17 protein-coding genes are annotated in these 18,051 nt (G+C 64.9%); 5 read left to right on the top strand and 12 right to left on the bottom strand.

Features of this window, described 5'->3' with window-relative positions:
* Positions 1 to 80 precede the first annotated feature (80 nt).
* Entirely contained in the window at positions 81 to 1,268 is a 1,188-nt protein-coding gene (locus N4261_RS07935) for an EscU/YscU/HrcU family type III secretion system export apparatus switch protein (RefSeq protein ID WP_261759628.1), read from the bottom strand.
* A gap of 363 nt (positions 1,269 to 1,631) precedes the next feature.
* Between N4261_RS07935 and N4261_RS07930 the strand changes: the two genes are divergently transcribed.
* Both N4261_RS07930 and N4261_RS07925 read left to right on the top strand, forming a co-directional pair.
* Complete coding sequence (locus N4261_RS07930) at positions 1,632 to 3,365, top strand: hypothetical protein (protein WP_261759627.1); 1,734 nt, start codon at positions 1,632 to 1,634, stop codon at positions 3,363 to 3,365.
* A gap of 164 nt (positions 3,366 to 3,529) precedes the next feature.
* Positions 3,530 to 5,191, top strand: a complete 1,662-nt coding sequence (locus N4261_RS07925) for a hypothetical protein (protein WP_261759626.1) — start codon at positions 3,530 to 3,532, stop codon at positions 5,189 to 5,191.
* Here the strand turns inward: N4261_RS07925 and N4261_RS07920 are convergent.
* The 11 genes from N4261_RS07920 to N4261_RS07870 form a co-directional block, all read right to left on the bottom strand.
* A complete protein-coding gene (locus N4261_RS07920; protein WP_261759625.1) occupies positions 5,149 to 5,784 on the bottom strand; it encodes a protein phosphatase CheZ in 636 nt (211 codons plus the stop codon). The genes N4261_RS07925 and N4261_RS07920 overlap by 43 nt on opposite strands.
* 15 nt (positions 5,785 to 5,799) lie before the next feature.
* A complete protein-coding gene (gene cheY, locus N4261_RS07915) occupies positions 5,800 to 6,192 on the bottom strand; it encodes a chemotaxis response regulator CheY (protein WP_092947725.1) in 393 nt (130 codons plus the stop codon).
* 72 nt (positions 6,193 to 6,264) lie between these two features.
* Positions 6,265 to 7,239 carry a flagellar motor protein MotB gene (gene motB / locus N4261_RS07910; RefSeq protein WP_261759624.1) on the bottom strand — a complete coding sequence of 325 codons (975 nt, stop codon included), beginning with the start codon at positions 7,237 to 7,239 and terminating at the stop codon, positions 6,265 to 6,267.
* Positions 7,240 to 7,287: 48 nt separating this feature from the next.
* On the bottom strand, positions 7,288 to 8,148 hold the full coding sequence (motA, locus tag N4261_RS07905) for a flagellar motor stator protein MotA (RefSeq protein WP_261759623.1): 861 nt from the start codon (positions 8,146 to 8,148) through the stop codon (positions 7,288 to 7,290).
* Positions 8,149 to 8,450: 302 nt separating this feature from the next.
* Positions 8,451 to 9,191 carry a class I SAM-dependent methyltransferase gene (locus N4261_RS07900; RefSeq protein ID WP_261759622.1) on the bottom strand — a complete coding sequence of 247 codons (741 nt, stop codon included), beginning with the start codon at positions 9,189 to 9,191 and terminating at the stop codon, positions 8,451 to 8,453.
* Between the two features lie 5 nt (positions 9,192 to 9,196).
* Positions 9,197 to 9,733 (bottom strand): flagellar transcriptional regulator FlhC, encoded by a 537-nt coding sequence (flhC, locus tag N4261_RS07895; protein WP_261759621.1) that lies wholly within the window; start codon positions 9,731 to 9,733, stop codon positions 9,197 to 9,199.
* A gap of 127 nt (positions 9,734 to 9,860) precedes the next feature.
* Positions 9,861 to 10,184: a flagellar transcriptional regulator FlhD gene (gene flhD / locus N4261_RS07890; RefSeq protein WP_261759620.1), complete on the bottom strand. Its 324-nt coding sequence runs from the start codon at positions 10,182 to 10,184 to the stop codon at positions 9,861 to 9,863.
* A 180-nt stretch (positions 10,185 to 10,364) separates the two neighbouring features.
* Positions 10,365 to 11,402 (bottom strand): glycosyltransferase, encoded by a 1,038-nt coding sequence (locus N4261_RS07885; RefSeq protein ID WP_261759619.1) that lies wholly within the window; start codon positions 11,400 to 11,402, stop codon positions 10,365 to 10,367.
* Positions 11,403 to 11,432: 30 nt separating this feature from the next.
* Entirely contained in the window at positions 11,433 to 11,969 is a 537-nt protein-coding gene (gene flhC / locus N4261_RS07880; RefSeq protein ID WP_261759618.1) for a flagellar transcriptional regulator FlhC, read from the bottom strand.
* 137 nt (positions 11,970 to 12,106) lie between these two features.
* Complete coding sequence (gene flhD / locus N4261_RS07875; protein ID WP_261760645.1) at positions 12,107 to 12,430, bottom strand: flagellar transcriptional regulator FlhD; 324 nt, start codon at positions 12,428 to 12,430, stop codon at positions 12,107 to 12,109.
* Between the two features lie 872 nt (positions 12,431 to 13,302).
* A complete protein-coding gene (locus N4261_RS07870; protein ID WP_261759617.1) occupies positions 13,303 to 13,776 on the bottom strand; it encodes a tetratricopeptide repeat protein in 474 nt (157 codons plus the stop codon).
* 541 nt (positions 13,777 to 14,317) lie between these two features.
* Here N4261_RS07870 and N4261_RS07865 point away from each other — a divergent pair.
* The 3 genes from N4261_RS07865 to N4261_RS07855 all read left to right on the top strand — a co-directional run bounded on the left by N4261_RS07865 (position 14,318) and on the right by N4261_RS07855 (position 17,897).
* A complete protein-coding gene (locus N4261_RS07865) occupies positions 14,318 to 15,157 on the top strand; it encodes a flagellin N-terminal helical domain-containing protein (protein WP_261759616.1) in 840 nt (279 codons plus the stop codon).
* Positions 15,158 to 15,724: 567 nt separating this feature from the next.
* Positions 15,725 to 16,567, top strand: a complete 843-nt coding sequence (locus N4261_RS07860) for a flagellin N-terminal helical domain-containing protein (RefSeq protein ID WP_261759615.1) — start codon at positions 15,725 to 15,727, stop codon at positions 16,565 to 16,567.
* A gap of 457 nt (positions 16,568 to 17,024) precedes the next feature.
* Positions 17,025 to 17,897 (top strand): flagellin N-terminal helical domain-containing protein, encoded by an 873-nt coding sequence (locus N4261_RS07855; protein WP_261759614.1) that lies wholly within the window; start codon positions 17,025 to 17,027, stop codon positions 17,895 to 17,897.
* Positions 17,898 to 18,051 lie beyond the last annotated feature (154 nt).

The raw sequence follows: 18,051 nt of genomic DNA, 5'->3' as shown, positions 1-18,051 counted from the left end.
ATAAGCGGGGAAAAAGGGCGTGTTCTTCAGGCTGGCACGGCGGGCGCGGCGCCGTGTACCGAGGCTCACGGCTCGGGGCCCTAGGCCGGGGTGAGCAGATCGTCCTGCTCCTCGTCGGGCGGCGTCCAGCCCGGCTTCTTGTGCGGATCGAGCTCATCGGGCACCGGTGGGTTCGGCACTGCCTGCGGCGCCAGGCCGCGCCCCGCCATCGCGGCCTTGAGCTGGTAGACATAGGCCAGCACCTGGGCCACGGCGCCGAACAGCGCGCCGGGGATCTCACGATCCAGTTCGGCATGGGCATACAGGGCACGGGCCAGGGCGGGCGCCCGCAACACCGGGACCTTGTTGTCCTTGGCGATGTCGCGGATCTTGAACGCCAGCAGATCCAGACCCTTGGCCACCACCCGGGGCGCGCCCATCTTGGTTTCGTCGTAGGCGATGGCAACCGCATAGTGGGACGGGTTCATCACCACCAGATCGGCCTTGGGCACGGCGGCCAGCATGCGGCGCTTGACCAGCTCACGGGCCTTGGCGCGCATGCGGTGCTTCATCTCGAGGTTGCCCTCGGCTTCCTTCATCTCATTCTTGGCCTCTTCGCGGGACATCTTGAGGCGTTTCAGATAGAGATGACGCTGCAGCGGCACATCGATGATGGCGAACAGCGCCAGGGCCAGCCCCAGCAAGGACAACCCACCCATGAGTTGCTTGCCGGCGAAGGCCAGCGCCGCCGGCAGCGGCACCGACATGATGCCCACGAAGCCGGCCACCCGGTCCTTCAGCGCCAGCCCGCCGATGATGCCCAGCACCAGCGCCAGGGCGCAGGCCTTGAGCGCCTGAGTCAGTTGCTGCCACTGGAACAGCCGCCCGATGCCGGTGATCGGGTTCAGGTGGTCGAACTTCGGCGTCAGCGGCTTCATCGTGAAGTTCCAGCCGCCGCCCGCCAGATGGGCGGCTATCGCCGCTGCGGCCAGGATCAGCAAGGCCGGCAGGCACAGCATGGCGCCCTGCCAGGTCAGTGCGGAGAGCCGCTCGGTCATCATGCCGGCGGTGCGGAGTTCTTCGGCATCGAAGCGCAGCGCGCCTTCGAGCATGCGCTGCAGGGTGTCGACCGCCCGCGGCGCGGACCAGGACAGCAAGGCCCCGCCCGTCGCAATCACCGCGAAATGCGGCAGATCGCGCGAACGCGGCATCTGGCCTTCGCGACGAGATCGTTCGATCTTCTTCTGCGAGGCGGGTAGGTTGCGGTCTTGTGAGTCTGGTTCGGCCATGGGCGAAGCACGACGCCATGTCGTGGCCTCGCCATTGTTCGCCGGCGGTGCCGTCGGCTTTGGGCTGATAAGCGGGGGAAAACCGAGGTTTCACTGCGCCGAGGCCCAACGAGGCTCACGCGCATCGGGGTCCGCACCACGGGTCGTACCGGTGGCCGGTTGGCAACACGGCGAGCCACGTCCGGCTGGCAGGACACTCGGCGTCTGCGGCGGACGCCCGCCTTCAACCATGGCGCTCCGGCGAACTCACGCACGGGCAGGGCCACCAACCACGAGAACGGTCAAAGCACCGGGTCTCAGCCTCCTTTCGCTCCTGCATGTCGCTTGCAGCGGCGAACACGCCTCCAACCTCGGACCACGCCCATGTTCTTTCCCCCTTCATCTTCGAGTTTCTCCGCGGCCGCCTTTCACCACACGACCGCCGCGCTCGACACGACCGTCACCGCGCACGACGAAGCGCCGTCATGGCATGGGCCCCAGGCGAGCCACACCAAACCGCCGAATGACGCCTCCAGCGCGCTGACGGAATCGACCGCCCCGGCCTCCGGGCCGACGTCGTTCACATCGAGCAGCCAGGCCATGACCATGCTGCAAACGCGACCGGGGCCCCCCACTCCGCGATTGATCGCCCTTCTGCAACCCGCCGTCTCGCCGCCATGCCAGCCATGGACGACCTTGCGACCGGCCACGATCCCCCCTCAACTGCAACCTCGCCTCGCGCCGGATGTCGTGCCCTCAGGGAACGCGACCTCCCGTACCTCCACGCTCACGACACTGAAGCGCCGATATGCCGACGAATTGCAGAGGACACCGCAGGACTTCATCCGACGTGCGCATCATCTGCATCCCGAGCTGACCATCCAGGAGCTGGCCGACTGCGCCGGCCAGAGCGAACGCTGCGTTGCGCGGATCCTGGCGGCGATGACTCCGGCGGTCACGGACCACAACCTGCTGCTGAAGAAGGTGCCACCCCGTCAGTTCACGAGCTTTCAAAGCCACATGCGACAGCTCATGAAGGAGCAGCCCAACCTCTCGGTGTCCGAGTTGACCGCGCTGTCTGGCTGCGCAAAGCCGACCGCCAAGGCGTGCCATTCAAGAAGCCAGCCCATCACCCCGGCACTGCGGGCCATTGCACAGGCATTTCCCCTCCAAAAGGGTGAGTCATCGTTGAATCGGGGCTGCAGAATCTTCGCCGCGCATCCCGAGCTGAAAAAAGTGGATGTTGAACGGATCTGCGGGCATCTACTTGGCCACACCAGAGCGGCGCTCATCGAGATGGGCAAGCGACTGGCGGAACAAGAGGCTGCCGACCGGACGTCGGGGCATGATCCGTACGGCGTCTTCCCGGGCTCGTTGGAGAGCCGCTCATGCCGGACGCAAGCAACGGCTGCTCGCCCCTTGCCGGTGGTCATCGACTTGACCAGGTCAAGCCCCGGCGACGAGTCGACCGATGCCGGCGAGGCCAGCCCGACCAAGCGCACACGTCCGGCAACTCAGGACCTCGAGCCCTGGCCCGCCACCGGCACCTCGGCCTTTCGCCCAGTGGGATGGCACGCAGGCGCTGCCAGTTGCCCGGCCCGTCCCGAGTGCGTCCGAGACCACAGCACGACGCGGGAGCGCGCGCCGGACGCCGAAGGCCCGGCACCGATGCGACCCGGCGCTTCCCACGATGTAGACGTCCTGCGCGGACGGTCCTGCCGCGACGTGCCCTGGTCCCTGGAGCAGGCGATTGAATGCGTGAGGGTGTTGCCCCTGCTCGATCCCTACTTCCCGCGGCATCTGATCCAAACGGGCCCAGACGCCCGGAACCGCATCGCGCAGCTTCGTCCACGGCCAGAGGTCGCAATCGAGTTTGCGGCCGGCGGCGCCCCGGTGCTGCACTTCGCCGATGGCTGCGTCGAGCCGCTGACAACCAGCCCCGAGGGCTGGGCTCATGCCCTCTCCGTGGTCCTGCCCAGCGACGCTTGGAACCAGTTGACGATTCGTCTGAACCACTGGGCCAAGCCGCCGTGTGCGACCTGGGCCGACTTGCTGAGCAAAGCACTCGATGGGTTCCGGGTTCAGGCCCAAGCCAGCGCGGACATGGCCTTTGTCTGACGTGACGTGCGCCCCCAGCCCCTTCCCCTGATCACGACCGGCTCACTCACCCGGACCACACCGCAGCCGGGCCGACACCCGCGTGTGCTCGACGTCCTCTCGGCGACCTTTCGGCGCCCTCTCGGCGATCACCCGACTGGCCCGACCTTCATTGGAGACCGCTCATGTATCTCTCACCTGGCTCATCACCGTCCGCCGCTGACCTGTACACCACGTCGCCGGTTGAGAACGATCTCACCCAGAACGCGCAGGGCTGTGCATCCGACACCCACGACGACCCCAACGGACGCGCGCCATCCGATGACCTCGCAGCGAAGGCGCCCCCTTCACCGGTGGTGCCCGGCGTCAGCGGCCGGCCGTCTGTTCCCCGGCCGACGCCAACGGCCCGCGCCGCTCCCGGCGGCGCCGCGCCGACCGACGCAGGTCCATGGGGATGCCACAAGAACTGGAGATCCGCGGTGGCCTCCGTGCCAAAAGCAAAGGGGGAGATCGCCAGGACCTATGCTCGGCGCCTCCTCGCCACATTCCCACAACTCCACAGCTATCAGTTGGTAGAGGCGACAAAGATCTCCGGTCTCGTTGCCGAACACATCGTGCGAACGTCTAAATCGCTGCCTGCCGAGTATGCGCACATCCAAGCGCAATGCAGCAGGGGCCCCCACGAACCCAACATCCACTACGCACGACGGCTGCAAGAGACTTTTCCCGAGCTCACCGACGATATCGTCTGCCTCATTTCCGGTGCAGACATCGGTCGCGTCAAGGATGATCAACGGACAGCAGTGCCCCTCGGGCCTCATTTGCTCGCGATCGCACAGGAGATGCCCCGCCTCGAATTCGAAGTGGCACGGCAGTACGCGAAGCGGTTGTGGACGCGGCATGCCAATTTGACTTCGATGGACATTCGTCTATTGACCGGTTTGGGCTATCGGGCTTCCCGTTCACAGTTGCTGGGACTGCGGCCAGGTCCAGGGCGCCTGACGCCACCCGAACCACGGATCGCCGGTGCCGAGCTCGTGTCCACCGGTACCGTGCGCGCGCTTCGGTCCACCGAGGGCGGGGTCAATGTGCCGACGGCGCGACCAGCCTACGGGACGCCTCTCGAGTCGAGCGCGGCAGGGAATGTTGGCACCGCGGATCGGTCTCGCGGCACGTCATCGGCCTTCGTCCAAGGGGCCGGCGCCGCGCGGCGCATCAGCCGCGCCGCCGCTGCTCCCTACACCGCGCCACAGGCGCTGGACCTCTCCCTCGCGGGACGCCTGCGGGCGGGCCATCCATGGCGCGATCTCGAAGCCCGGTATTGCATGGCCTTGCTGTGTGACCTCCTGCCTCCCAGGAGCCTGCCTGCCATCGCCTTCGGCGCCGACGCCCTGCAAGATATCCAGCAGATGCACCCGCCCCCTTCGGTCGTCATCCAGGGCACCATCGGCGGCGAACCGGTGCTTCATTTCAAGGAAGGTCCCGGAACGCCTCTGGAAGGCAGCGCCGCCGGCTGGGCCAACGCCTTGCAGCAGGCGATGCCGGAACGCGATTGGCATCTGATGCTGGAACGACTGCAGACCTGGGCGCCGCAGCTGTCGGCTCGCGACACCGAGCCCGGCGAACTGCTGGGCGAGGGGCTTGCCAATTGGATGAACTATCAGCGCCGGTTTGACTCCCGGACGGCCGGCCAGACGCGCTCTGCAGGCGCCCAAAACAAAACCGCCGCGGCCTCGATCGAGGCGGCGGCGGTGGAGCCATCAGCAGGTGGCGCCGGCGGCAGGACGCCAACCGGTGCGAAGACTCAGAAGCCCAGCGAAGCCAGCAGGTCGTCCACTTCCGACTGATTGGAGACCACGTCGGTGCGGCCCTCGGGGCTGACCACCGGCCCTTGCAGAATGCTGGCGTCGACTTTCTCGCGCTGGTCGGGCGGCACCACCGAAACCAGCAACTTGACCAGGCTGTCTTCCAGGTCATTGGCCAGGGTCACGACCTTGGCCACCACCTGACCCGTCAGGTCATGGAAGTCCTGCGACAGCATGATGTCGGTGAGGTGGGTGTCGATCTTCGAGGTGGAGGCCTCCACCTCCTTGACGAAGTTGAACACCGCGCCACTGGCCACTGCCTTGACCGGATCGGCCGTGATCGCCTGGGCCATCGCATTGGCGGCGTCGGTGATCTTGGCGTGCTCGGCCTTGGCCTGGTCGACCGAATTCAGCACCTTGTTGGCAGCATCGGCCGTCTTGTTGGCGATGTAGGTCAGGCGGCTGCGGGCATCGGGCAGACCGTCGGTCGCGACCTGCAACTTGGGCATGACACCCAGTTGCTGCATCGTGTCATGCAGCACACGGGTGATCGTGCCGATTTGTTGAAAGACTTCCGGCGACACACTCAACGAGTCTGTACCGGCGCTCAGTTTGGCCAACTCTTCCATCTGCATGGTGCAACTCCAGCGTCAGGCCGCGGCGGCCAGTTTCTGCATGATCTTCTGGACTTTTTCTTCCAGTGTGGCCTTGGTGAAGGGCTTGACGATGTAGCCGGCCGCACCGCTTTGGGCCGCCAGCACGATGTCTTCCTTGCGGGCCTCGGCGGTCACCATCAGCACCGGCAAGTGCTTGAGGGTGGCGTCTTCCTTGATGGCCTTGAGCAGTTCAAAGCCATTCATGTTGGGCATGTTGATGTCCGAGACGACGAAGTCGTACTTCGCCTGCTTGAGCATGCTCAGGGCCTCGACGCCGTCTTCCGCTTCTTCGGCGTTGTTGTAGCCGATCTCCTTCAGCAGACCGCGCACGATCCGGCGCATGGTCGAGAAGTCGTCGACGATCAAGAATTTCATGTCAGTGCTCATGGCGTTCCTCTGAGGGGACTGGAGGTCTGGGAGACGGTCTCTCGCGGCGGACGGAAGACGGGGATTCGAGCGTTATCGGCTCACCGGTGCGGAACTTGAGGCCTGTGGCGGGGCCTGTGCGGGGGCCTGTGAGGCAGCGGGCGGTGCGGCATCGGCAGGAGCATCCTCGTCATCGGTCAGGTTCTTCAGCACCGCATCTTCAGCATCGCGGTTCATGACGATGATGCTGATGCGGCGATTGATCGGGTTTTTCGGATCCTGGGTTTCAAGCAGCTTGCTGGATGCGAGCCCCTGCACCCGCAGGACGCGCGCATCCGGCAATCCACCGGCCAGCAACTCGCGACGCGAGGCGTTGGCACGGTCAGCGGACAGCTCCCAGTTGCTGTATCCACGCTCGCCTCCGGAAAACGGCTGGGCGTCGGTATGACCTTCCAGCGTCAGCCGGTTGGGCACTTCAGACAACACATAGCCGAGTTCCTGAAGCAGCTCGCGCATATACGGCTTTACCACGGCGCTGCCACTGTCAAACATTGGTCGATTATTCTCGTCCACGATTTGGATACGCAAGCCCTCGCGAGTCATATCAAGGCGGATTTGTCCACCTAATGCCGCAATTTTTGGGTTGTCCGCGATGATTTTCTCAACCTTGTCCTTGAGTTGTTGCAGCCGCACACGCTCGGCGCGACGTTGCTCTTCCTTCAAGGCCTTCAGATTGATCGTCTTGCGCGGGGATTCGACATCGCCCGCCTTGACCTGACCGGTCTGACGGGTGAGGTCCTGGCCGCCGCCCTTGATGATGTGGGAGGCGTCGCCCGAGCCGGAGCCGCCGAACATCGCCACCTTCAGCGGCGAGGCGAAATAGTCCGCAATGCCCTTCTTGTCGCCCTCGGTGGTCGAGCCCAGCAGCCACATCAGCAGGAAGAAGGCCATCATCGCCGTCACAAAGTCGGCATAGGCGATCTTCCAGGCGCCGCCGTGAGCGGCATGGCCGCCCTTCTTCACCCGCTTGATGATGATCGGCTGGAGTTTCTTGGCGTCACCGGCCATGGCGGTCAGCTCCGGAGGGTTGGATGGTCAAGGCGCGGTGCGGGGCGATTATTTCTTGCCCTTCACATGGCCTTCCAGCTCGGCAAAGGTCGGACGCTCGGTCGAATAAAGCACCTTGCGACCGAATTCAATGGCGACTTGCGGCGCATAACCCTGCATCGACGCCAGCAGCGTGGTCTTGATGCACTGCAATTCCTTACCGGCCTCGTCGACCTTGGCCTCCAGCGCCCCGGCGAGCGGCTCCGCGAACGCGTAAGCCAGCAAGATCCCGAGGAAGGTACCGACCAGCGCCGACCCGATCATGCCGCCCAGCACCGACGGCGGCTGACCCACCGAGCCCATGGTGTTCACCACGCCCAGCACCGCCGCCACGATGCCGAAGGCCGGCAGGCCGCCGGCCAGTCGCTGCAGCGCAATCACGGCCAGAAATGCCTCGTGGTGGTGGGTATCGATTTCGGCATCCATCAAGGATTCGATTTCATGCGCGTTCAGATTGCCCGACACCATCATCCGCAGGTAATCCGTGATGAATTCCGCGACATGGTGGTCGTTGCCGACCGTCGGGTATTTCTGGAACAGCGGCGAGCTGTGCGGATCCTCGACATCCTTTTCAATCGACATCAGGCCTTCCTTGCGGGCCTTCTGCAGGATGTCGTAGAGCAGCGCCAGCAACTCCATATAGCGCGCCTTGGTGTATTTGCTGCCCTTGAAGCAGTCGCCCAGGCCTTTCATGGTGGCCTTCATCACCTTGGGCGGATTGGTGGCGAGCATGCCGCCGATGGCCGCACCGAAGATGGTGGTCATCTCGAAGGGCAGCGCCTTCAGCACCACCCCAATATTGCCCCCGTGCGCAATGAACACGCCGAAGATGCACGCCAGGGCCAGAAGCCAACCAATGATGACAAACATGGAAGTTGATCCGTCCTAAATGCCGTTGCCATCGTGTCCCCTTTCGACACGACTCGTCTCATCCGTTATCGACCGAATCCCTGCCGGCTTGAGCGACCAGGCCGCTCATCCGGGGATGGGTCGATGGCGTCTCGCGGGACCGCCCGATCTTTGAATCTTTCGATCTTTCGATCGCTCGATCACTGGATCGACTGACCGCCGCACCCCTCAAGGTCCTCAAGGTCCTCATGGCCGTCGCAGCGGTGGGGCCGGCCCCGAGTGTCGGGGGCGACAGGGCCCGCTGTCTCGGCCTGACTTGGCGGTCAGGTCCGCGCCGTGCGCAAATCCCGCATTCTGTAGACATGCACCCGATGCCGCGTCCCTGTCTCCAGCTGCGCGTGAACCCGCTGTCCGGGCAGCGGGAAATCCAGGCTCACCAGCCAACTGTCGGGTGCGAGCTCGGCCAGCGCCTTGTCCAGGGCCCGCGGCATGGATTCCGGCCGCTGGAAGAGATAGACCAGATCCATCTCCGCCCACGACTGTGCCCACAAGTCCCCGCGCGACAAGCGCGCCCAAGGACACCGCAGCCGGGCCAGCAGCCACAGCACCGCACTGTATTCAATGCCCTCCAGCCGCACACGCGGATAAGCGCGGCGAAGGGCCATCAATCCGTCGCCAATCCCGCAGCCGGCATCCAGCACCCGGGCCCCATCGGGCAGCGGCACCGCTTGGGGCAATCCGCGCAAGGCGTCGTGGGGGGTGGGATACAAGGGCGCGTCGGTCCAGCCGCGTCGCGGATAGGCCAGCAGCAGCAGCACCAGGGCGATCAGCCAGCTCCATGCCGGCAACGCCGCGCCGGTCACCACCAGGGCCAGCGGGAACCCGGCCGCCACGATCAGGCGACGCCAGGACTGCCGGTGCGGCGCTGCCAGCACCAACCCCAGGCCGCAGGCCGCCAGCGCTGCCGGCCAACCCGGTCCGAAGCCGCGCCAGACCGCCCAGCAGGCCGCCCAACTCAGCAGCGCCAGCAGCGGCCAGCGCCAGGGGGATGCGGTGGCGACCACCCGCCTCAATGCATCTGAATGCCGCCGGCGGCCTTGCCCTTGCCGGCACGTGCGGGCGGATTGCACAGGCCGCAGACGTAATGCTTGGCCACTTCATGCGGATGGGTCACGAAATGACCGCCGCACTTGCTGCACTTGGTCATCGTCAGCATGCCGTTGTCCACGAACTTCACCAGCCGCCAGGCGCGCGTCACCGACAGCAGTTGCTCCAGGTTCTGCGCCTTCGTCTGCTCGTCGTAGAGCTGATAGGCCTTGATGACCACGTCGATCTCGTCCATCTCCGCGACCTTGTTCAGGTACTCGTGGATGTTGAGAAACAGGCTGGCATGGATGTTGGGCTGCCAGCTCATGAACCAGTCGGTCGAGAACGGCAGTTGGCCCTTGCTCGGGCTCTTGCCCGAGACTTCCTTGTACAGACGCAGCAGCCGCTCATAGCTCAGGTCCGTCTCGGACTCCAGCACCTGCAACCGCGCACCCAGCTTGATCAGGGTGACCGCGCGTTCAATCTGCTTGGCTTCGGTCAGGATGGACTTGGTGCGCATGGGGGGACTCCGGTCTCAAGTTCTTGCGAGAAGCGTCGAAACAATCAGGGAGCGTCACGGGGGACGCTGGAATTCTCGGGCATCGGCGCCGGACGGACCGGCGCAATGTGGCGATCAGGCCGGCTGTTCAGGCCGCTTCCTGATGGCGACCCGCCATCAGGATGGAGGCATGCAGGCGGGAGACGCTGTCGTTGGCGGCGGGCTTGCCGTGCGAAGTCAGCAGGCCCCAGACCAGGTCGTCGTCCATGCGGAATCGGCACAGCAGGGTGTTGCCGGAGGCGATCTTCAGCATCTGCGACGCGCTCAGCGTGTCCAGCAGCGAAGCGGTCTCTTCAGAGATGCCCAGACGGAACAGCGCCTGTTCGCGGTCGGTGCGGATCAGACTTTGAGCCAGCATCAGGTACGACAGGTTGGCTTCGCGAATCTCGGCGAGGATCTGGTCTGCGTTCATCTCGGGGCTCCTGGTGCCGTCTGGCATTCGTTTCAACGTGAGACGGATTGTGGAGACCCCGACACAAAGCGCACATCAGGTCGCTTCCATGTAAAGGTTAGGTGTCGCGCCGACAGGTTTGTCAGGGAACTTCCTACAAGTTGCCAGATCAGCGCCATCCCGGCGCTGCTTTTCGTCGGATCAACCGAGCGAGGGGAAAGACTGCCGCAGGGCGCGCGCCTCGTCCGCGCGGCCGGTGGCGTCCAGCACCAAAGCCAGGTTGTAGGCGGCCAGATGGCTGCCCCGACCGGTCACCGCACCGGTTTGATCCGGCCGCTCACCGATCTCCAGACAGCGCCTCCAGGCATCTTCAATCATCGGCAGCAGTGTCTCCGCCAGCGTCGGCTCATCCGCCGCCCAGTCCAGCAGCAGGTCGCCGACGGCGAAGAAGAAGTCAGGCGAGTCTGCACATGTTTGCAATTGCGATTCGGCGAGCGCCATGCCCTCGGCGTGACGTTTCAGCCGCTTGAGCGCGAACAATCGACGCGCCACCAGATCTCGCCACCATGACGGCGGCGAGCTCAGCCGCTCGGCGGCGGCAGCGAATGCGGATTCGGCCTTGGCATGGTCCTCATAGACGAATGCGTCCTTGCCGAGCTGGTACCAGAGGTAGGCATCGTGTGGCCGGTCCTCCAGCGCACGCTGCAGGAGCAGCGCATTGCGACCCTGCTTGGCCTGCAGCCGATCGGGCAGATAGCCGTCATGGCCGACGCGCATCGCCAAGGGGCGGACCGGCAGCCCGTGAATGGGCTGCTCGTGAATGCGTCCGGCATAGCGGACCGCACCCGGCAGCACCCGGCTCAAGCGGGCTTGAGCGGTGCCGCCGTCAAATTGATCCTGGAGGGCGATGGTGCCCACGAAATCGGGGGAGGTGTGACGCAGTGCGGCCAGAACGTCGCCGCCGTCGATCAGCCACTCGTCCGCATCCAGCACCAGATGCCAGTCGGAGGCGGAAGCGGCCAGTGCCGCATTGCGTGCGGCCGAAAAGTCGTCGCACCAAGTGAAGGTGGCCAGGCGCGCACCCGCAGCCTGCGCGATGCGCGGCGTGTCGTCGGTGGAGCCGGTGTCCATCACCAGCACGTCGTCGACATGGGGACGGACGCTGTCCAGCAAGCGCTTGAGGGTGGCCGCCTCATCTCGGGCGATCACCACCAGACCGACACGCCATCGGGCTTGCATCGTCTGCCGACCTTGCCGTCGATCGGTCCGTCAATGCATCTGGATGCCGCCGGCGGCCTTGCCCTTGCCGGCACGTGCGGGCGGATTGCACAGGCCGCAGACGTAATGCTTGGCCACTTCATGCGGATGGGTCACGAAATGACCGCCGCACTTGCTGCACTTGGTCATCGTCAGCATGCCGTTGTCCACGAACTTCACCAGCCGCCAGGCCCGCGTCACCGACAGCAGTTGCTCCAGGCTCTGCGCCTTCGTCTGCTCGTCGTAGAGCTGATAGGCCTTGATGACCACGTCGATCTCGTCCATCTCCGCAACCTTGTTCAGGTACTCGTGGATGTTGAGAAACAGGCTGGCATGGATGTTGGGCTGCCAGCTCATGAACCAGTCGGTCGAGAACGGCAGTTGGCCCTTGCTCGGGCTCTTGCCCGAGACTTCCTTGTACAGACGCAGCAGCCGCTCATAGCTCAGGTCCGTCTCGGACTCCAGCACCTGCAACCGCGCACCCAGCTTGATCAGGGTGACCGCGCGTTCGATCTGCTTGGCTTCGGTCAGGATGGACTTGGTGCGCATGATGGTGTCTCCGTGCGTCGATCGTGGGGTCAGGCGTTGACGGAAGCAGCTTGGATGCCCGCCCGTCGCCCGGTGGCCTGAGGAGGCCCGCGCGAGACGCCCCGAAGAGCGTGTGCCGGCGGGCGCTGAAGGAAGGATCAGGCCGCTTCCTGATGGCGACCCGCCATCAGAATCGACGCATGCAGGCGGGACACGCCATCGTTCGCCGCCGGCTTGCCGTGGGAGGTCAGCAGACCCCAGACCAGGTCATCATCCATGCGGAAGCGGCACAGCAACGTGTTGCCCGACGCCATCTTCATCATCTGAGCAGGACTCAGGGTGTTCAGCAACACAGCCGTCTCTTCCGAGATACCCAGGCGATACAACGCTTGCTCGCGATCCGCACGGATGAGGTTCTGAGCCAACATCAGGTACGACAGGTTGGCTTCGCGGATTTCGGCGAGGATTTGGTCAGCGTTCATCTCGGGGCACTCCTTGCGGTCGTTCGGGGCAGCGGTGTCTTGCTGCGATGGAATGAATTCTGGAGGCAGGTCCACGTTCGCAACATCAGGCGCACGCCAGATCCAGGTTAGGGATCGCGCCGACGGTCTTGTAGGGCTGATTCCTACATGCCCATAGGGGCGGTGTTCCGGGCGGATGACAGCGTGCCGATGGGCAGGGTCGTCTGAGCGGGATGCGGGCCTGCCGCGCTGTCAGGGAGCCCTGCGCTGACCGGCTGACCGGGTGGCCGGAAGATGGCGTAGTCAGTGGGGGCGCACTGGCATGTTGATGTCATTGACCCACGTTCCCTGCCCTGCTGCCCTGCTGCCGCCCCCGTCCTTCACAGACCGAGCAAGATTGGAGGGGCGGGTGGCCCCTTTCCTCCATGTCCCTCTCTTCGCCACCCTGGCGGGTGTCGAATTCACTTCCTTGACTTCCGGAAAGGGGCCACCCGCCCCTCCAATCCGCATCACCCTGCCCTTCCACCGCCCCCCTCCCCCCCGCACCCGCCAAAGACACCCGGCAGCGTGAACGAAGTCACACCCCGTCCAACACGCACCACATCCTGCGCCGTCGTGATGTACGCCGACAGCCAATGTCATCGGCTATGGACTCGCAGAATGGGTCGCTTCGACCCGCCCGCTCTCCGCTCCCTTCCCCTTCCCCTTTCCCTGTCCCTTTCCCTTTCCCGCCTGGCGGTTTCCGGGCATCGCCTCGAGGGAGGAAAAAACAAAGGCCGCGAATGCGGCCTTTGTTGAACGCGCGCTGGGCGGGCGTCGGGGGGGGGAATGGTGCGCGATACGGAGACAGCGATGCGGTGATCCCTGCATCCGTACGGTGTCAGGCGATGCCTTCAGCCCGCGGCTTGCAAGCGGTGCAGTTCGGTGAAGACCAGCGGCACCAGATCCGGCGTGTCCCGGGTCAGCGAGGCCAGCGCTTCGCCCTGGCTCAAGGTGGTCAGGACCTCGATGGCGGACTTGATCTCACCCAGGCCCGACAACGCGAAGCCCAGCGTATACAGGCTTGGCGCATGGTGGGGCGAGAGCTCGATCGCCCGGTGCGAATAGAGGGCAGCGTCCGTCAGTTGCCCCGCAGACAGCAGCAAGGCGCCGACGTCCGAGAGCAACTCCACACTGGACGGATCGATGACCAGCGCGTCGCACAACAGGCTCACCCCGTCGCCGATCTGGCCCTGTGCCGCCTGGGCATAAGCCACGTTGCGGGCTTGCGCCAGCAACAGCTGGGACTCGCGGGAGCCGGGACGGACTCGGCGATCGGCATCAGCCACCACCGGGGACATCATCGACACGGCGGACCGTGCCTTCATTTGCGTTTGCTGCGGCATAGGCCTCTCCATGGTCGGGTTGAAATTGAAGGTGCGGGGACGGGACGGGCACCGCCCTGTCGGCAGCGCTGAGACGCACTTTAGGGTGGCACCCCCGTGATCGAGCGCACGAAAAGCGCCGGGTTTCCCCCTCAATACCGCCGCCAAACGGCCGTAAGAACAGGGGTGTCCGTCGCGGCACTTTCGGCCGGCAGCCCCGGTTGAAAGTCAAACGACAAAAGCCTGTTGTCAGACCCGCTTATCCAGCTTTCAAAGTCTTGACAAATCGCCCTCAAGTTCTATGGCGCAGGTGCCGACAACCAAAACAACGGGTCTGCTGAATCAACTTCAGACAGAACCGTGGTCCGGTTAGAAGGCCTCGCGACCTGAGCCCCAGGAGGGCGGGCGGCAACGGTTGACTAGCGTCGGACTGGGACCCAGCAGGGCATTCGCCCCGTGAGGTTCAGCAAGAGCACCTGCTTACGGCGCTCATGTGTGGTTCGGCGCTTTTGCCGGTATTTATGTATAGCTGTTAGGAGCAATCATGGCCCAAGTCATCAACACCAACCTGCTGTCGCTCAACGCCCAGCGCAACACCTCCACCAGCCAGTCCTCCCTGGCCGTGTCGATGCAGCGCCTGTCTTCCGGCCTGCGGGTGAATTCCGCCAAGGACGACGCCGCCGGCCTGTCCATCGCCGACCGCATGCAGGCGCAGACCCGCGGCATGAACGTCGCCCAGCGCAATGCGAATGACGGCATCTCCCTGTCGCAGACGGCTGAAGGCGCGCTGTCCAAGGTGGGTGATTCGCTGCAGCGCATGCGTGAACTGGCGGTGCAGGCGCGTAACGCGACCAACACCACCTCCGACCTGGATTCGATCGGCCAGGAATACGCCCAACTGGGCTCGGAAATCCAGCGCGTGCTGGGCGGTACGACCTTCAACGGCCGCGCCATCCTGGCCGGCGATGCAGGCACCCAGACCTTCCAGATCGGCGCCAACACGACCACCAATGACTCGGTGGACGTGCAGACGACCAACATGACCACCGACACGACGGTCACGGCTGTGACCAACGGCACCATCACCAACGCTTCGACGACCACCGACCTGGCCACCGTGATCGACAACATCGACACGGCCATCAAGACGGTGTCGACCGAGCGTTCCAAGCTGGGTGCCTCGCAGAACCGCTTCGACGCGATCATCTCCAACCTGCAGATCTCGGTGGAGAACCAGACCGCTGCCCGCAGCCGGATCATGGACGCCGACTTCGCCTCGGAAACCGCCAACCTGAGCCGCGCGCAGATCCTGCAGCAGGCCGGCAACGCGATGATCGCCCAGGCCAACCAACAGCCGCAGCAAGTGCTGGCGCTGTTGCGCTAAGCCACCCACGGCCGACGCCGGCCTCCACAGGAGGCAGGCCCTGCAGAGGTCCGGCAACGCCGGCGCCCGCAGGGCCTCGCGCGAGGGGCCCTGGCCACAGCCGGGGCGAGGCGACGCGCGGCGCGGTCGATCCGGTGGTGGTTCGCGTGACCCGGCACCTTGGTTCCGGGTGGCGCGATCTCCTTCCCGTCTGGCACCCGGCCCATCGCCGGAGACGGATGCGAAGGAGATCGCGAGCCGGCATCCAGGCGCCTGCCGAAGCGAAGACCGAGGCCGCAAAAGGACGCGCGCCTGCAGGGTGACATCGGGAGATGTCCCTGTTCATGGGGTTGGCCGCGATGCAGACCGGAGGTCGGTCGCAGCGAGGCGGCAATCCATCACGGCCCGCCGGTGCCGTTACAACCTTTCTTTTCAAGAAGGGCTCAAGTCCATTCCTGGGCGACCCGATAACTGCTTCAACGGGTCCGCAAATCTTCAGCTAGGGCCGCGTGGTCCGGCTCAGTCGGACAGTTGTCTCAACGTCCGACGGGCCGGCAAGGTCCCTGTCACCGAAAGGAATGGTTCATCATGGCTCAGATCATCAACACCAACCTGCAATCGCTGAATGCGCAGCGCAACCTCGCAGGTTCGCAGTCCTCGCTGGCCACCTCGATGCAGCGGCTGTCGTCGGGCCTGCGGGTCAACTCGGCCAAGGATGACGCCGCCGGCCTGGCCATCGCCGAGCGCATGAATGCACAAGTTCGCGGCATGAATGTGGCGCAGCGCAATGCCAACGACGGCATCTCGCTGTCGCAGACCGCTGAAGGCGCGATGTCCAAGGTGGGCGACGCCCTGCAGCGCATGCGTGAACTGGCGGTGCAGGCCCGCAATGCCACCAACACCACCTCCGACCTGGACTCGCTGGGCAATGAATATCAGCAGCTCAGCCAGGAAATCGGCCGCGTGCTGGGTGGAACGACCTTCAACGGCAAGGCCATTCTGGGCGCTGATGCCGGCACCCAGACCTTCCAGATCGGTGCGAACACCACGGCGAACGACTCGGTCGACGTGATCACCACCGACCTGACCAGCGATGCCACGATCACCGCCGTGACCGCCGGCACCATCGACAACGCCTCGACCCCAGCCACCCTGGCCACGGTGATCGACAACATCGATGCGGCCATCAAGCAGGTCAGCGGACAGCGCGCGGTGCTGGGCGCCTCGCAGAACCGGTTCGACGCGATCATCTCCAACCTGCAGATCTCGGTGGAGAACCAGACCGCCGCCCGCAGCCGGATCATGGATGCCGATTTCGCCGCAGAAACCGCCAACCTGAGCCGCGCCCAGATCCTGCAGCAGGCCGGCAACACCATGGTGGCCCAGGCCAACCAGCTGCCCCAGCAGGTGCTGTCGCTGCTGCGCGGCTGATCAGGACGCATCGCCGACGGGCCCGCGCGCCCGCCGGCTGGGCGCCGGAACCGGTGTCGGTATCGGTATCGGTATCGGTATCGGTGTCGGTGTCGGTGTCGGTGCCGATGCAGGCGCCGACGTCCACGACACAGTCAGACTCTCTCCTCAAGCGCCGGTCCGCAAGGCCGGCGACTTCAAAGGCTCCGCCGCTTCCCGGCTTACCGGGAGGCTGCGGGGCCTTCTTTTCTTTTGGGCGGTGTTCCACCCGCTAATCGAGGCTTTGCCACCCCTGCGCCTTCTTCACAATGAGTCCATCGAGCAGGAATGATCAGCTCGACCACCGGTCCAACCGGCAGATTCCTTCAAGCCTGCGATTCCCGCAGCAAGGATCGGCAGGCGAGGTCGGGAACGACAGCGTCAACCACGATCGACATCCGGATCGCAGCCAGGACAGGATCTCCGCAGGAGTGCATCAATGCCACAGACCATCAACACCAACATTGCCTCGCTGAACGCGCAACGCAATCTGAACGCCTCGCAGTCGTCCCTTGCGACGTCGATGCAACGGCTGTCGTCGGGCCTGCGGGTGAACTCCGCCAAGGACGATGCCGCCGGCCTGGCGATTGCCGAACGCATGAATGCGCAGGCTCGCGGCATGAGCGTGGCAATGCGCAATGCGAATGACGGCATCTCCCTGTCGCAGACGGCTGAAGGCGCACTGGGCAAGGTGGCCGACTCCCTGCAACGGATGCGGGAACTGGCCATCCAAGCCCGCAACGCGACCAATGCCGACAGCGACAAGGACTCCCTGGACAAGGAGTTCGGCGAGTTGGCCAAGGAAATGCAGCGGGTGCTGGGCGGCACCACCTTCAACGGGAAGTACATCCTCGGTGCCGATGCCGCCACACCGCAGACCTTCCAGGTCGGCCCCAACACCACGGCCAACGATGAGATCGCGGTCACCACGCCCGACCTCACCCAGGACGCCAGCATCACCAACATCGCCGGCACCGACAACTCGGGCACCGGGCGTGCCGTGATCGATGCCACCGCCGATCCAGCGGCCATCGCCACCGTCGTGGCCAACATTGATAACGCCTTGAACCGGGTCAACTCGGAGCGCGCCACCCTGGGCGCCACCCAGAACCGGTTCGATGCGGTGATTTCCAACCTGCAGGTCGCCTACGAGAACCAGATGTCGGCCCGCAGCCGGATCATGGACGCCGACTTTGCGGCGGAAACCTCCAACCTCAGCCGGGCGCAGATCCTGCAGCAGGCCGGCAACGCGATGGTGGCTCAGGCCAACCAGTTGCCCCAGCAGGTCCTGTCCCTGCTGCGCGGCGGTTAAAAAAATCACAAAAACGGCCCTCAAGTCGGGCGGCCGTTGCGCCGATAAACCAGACAGGGCCTCCATCACGAGGCCCTGTCGTGCATTGAGCCGAGGGAAGTTCTGCATCACATCCAGCCTCCACGGCCCCGGATGACGCGGCGTCCCCCCCCAA

The organism is Roseateles amylovorans (assembly GCF_025398155.2).
In the GTDB taxonomy this organism is placed as follows: Bacteria; Pseudomonadota; Gammaproteobacteria; order Burkholderiales; family Burkholderiaceae_C; genus Roseateles; species Roseateles amylovorans.
This window is presented reverse-complemented; position numbering and strand designations above follow the sequence as displayed.

Bases quoted from the DNA above. Each gene is read 5' to 3' on its own strand.
- N4261_RS07855 (WP_261759614.1), top strand. From the start codon at position 17,025: ATGCCACAGACCATCAACACCAACATTGCCTCGCTGAACGCGCAACGC.
- N4261_RS07935 (WP_261759628.1), bottom strand. From the start codon at position 1,268: ATGGCCGAACCAGACTCACAAGACCGCAACCTACCCGCCTCGCAGAAG.
- flhD (WP_261759620.1), bottom strand. From the start codon at position 10,184: ATGAACGCAGACCAGATCCTCGCCGAGATTCGCGAAGCCAACCTGTCG.
- flhC (WP_261759621.1), bottom strand. From the start codon at position 9,733: ATGCGCACCAAGTCCATCCTGACCGAAGCCAAGCAGATTGAACGCGCG.
- N4261_RS07885 (WP_261759619.1), bottom strand. From the start codon at position 11,402: ATGCAAGCCCGATGGCGTGTCGGTCTGGTGGTGATCGCCCGAGATGAG.
- motA (WP_261759623.1), bottom strand. From the start codon at position 8,148: ATGTTTGTCATCATTGGTTGGCTTCTGGCCCTGGCGTGCATCTTCGGC.
- N4261_RS07860 (WP_261759615.1), top strand. From the start codon at position 15,725: ATGGCTCAGATCATCAACACCAACCTGCAATCGCTGAATGCGCAGCGC.
- N4261_RS07930 (WP_261759627.1), top strand. From the start codon at position 1,632: ATGTTCTTTCCCCCTTCATCTTCGAGTTTCTCCGCGGCCGCCTTTCAC.
- cheY (WP_092947725.1), bottom strand. From the start codon at position 6,192: ATGAGCACTGACATGAAATTCTTGATCGTCGACGACTTCTCGACCATG.
- motB (WP_261759624.1), bottom strand. From the start codon at position 7,239: ATGGCCGGTGACGCCAAGAAACTCCAGCCGATCATCATCAAGCGGGTG.
- flhC (WP_261759618.1), bottom strand. From the start codon at position 11,969: ATGCGCACCAAGTCCATCCTGACCGAAGCCAAGCAGATCGAACGCGCG.
- N4261_RS07865 (WP_261759616.1), top strand. From the start codon at position 14,318: ATGGCCCAAGTCATCAACACCAACCTGCTGTCGCTCAACGCCCAGCGC.
- N4261_RS07925 (WP_261759626.1), top strand. From the start codon at position 3,530: ATGTATCTCTCACCTGGCTCATCACCGTCCGCCGCTGACCTGTACACC.
- flhD (WP_261760645.1), bottom strand. From the start codon at position 12,430: ATGAACGCTGACCAAATCCTCGCCGAAATCCGCGAAGCCAACCTGTCG.
- N4261_RS07870 (WP_261759617.1), bottom strand. From the start codon at position 13,776: ATGAAGGCACGGTCCGCCGTGTCGATGATGTCCCCGGTGGTGGCTGAT.
- N4261_RS07920 (WP_261759625.1), bottom strand. From the start codon at position 5,784: ATGCAGATGGAAGAGTTGGCCAAACTGAGCGCCGGTACAGACTCGTTG.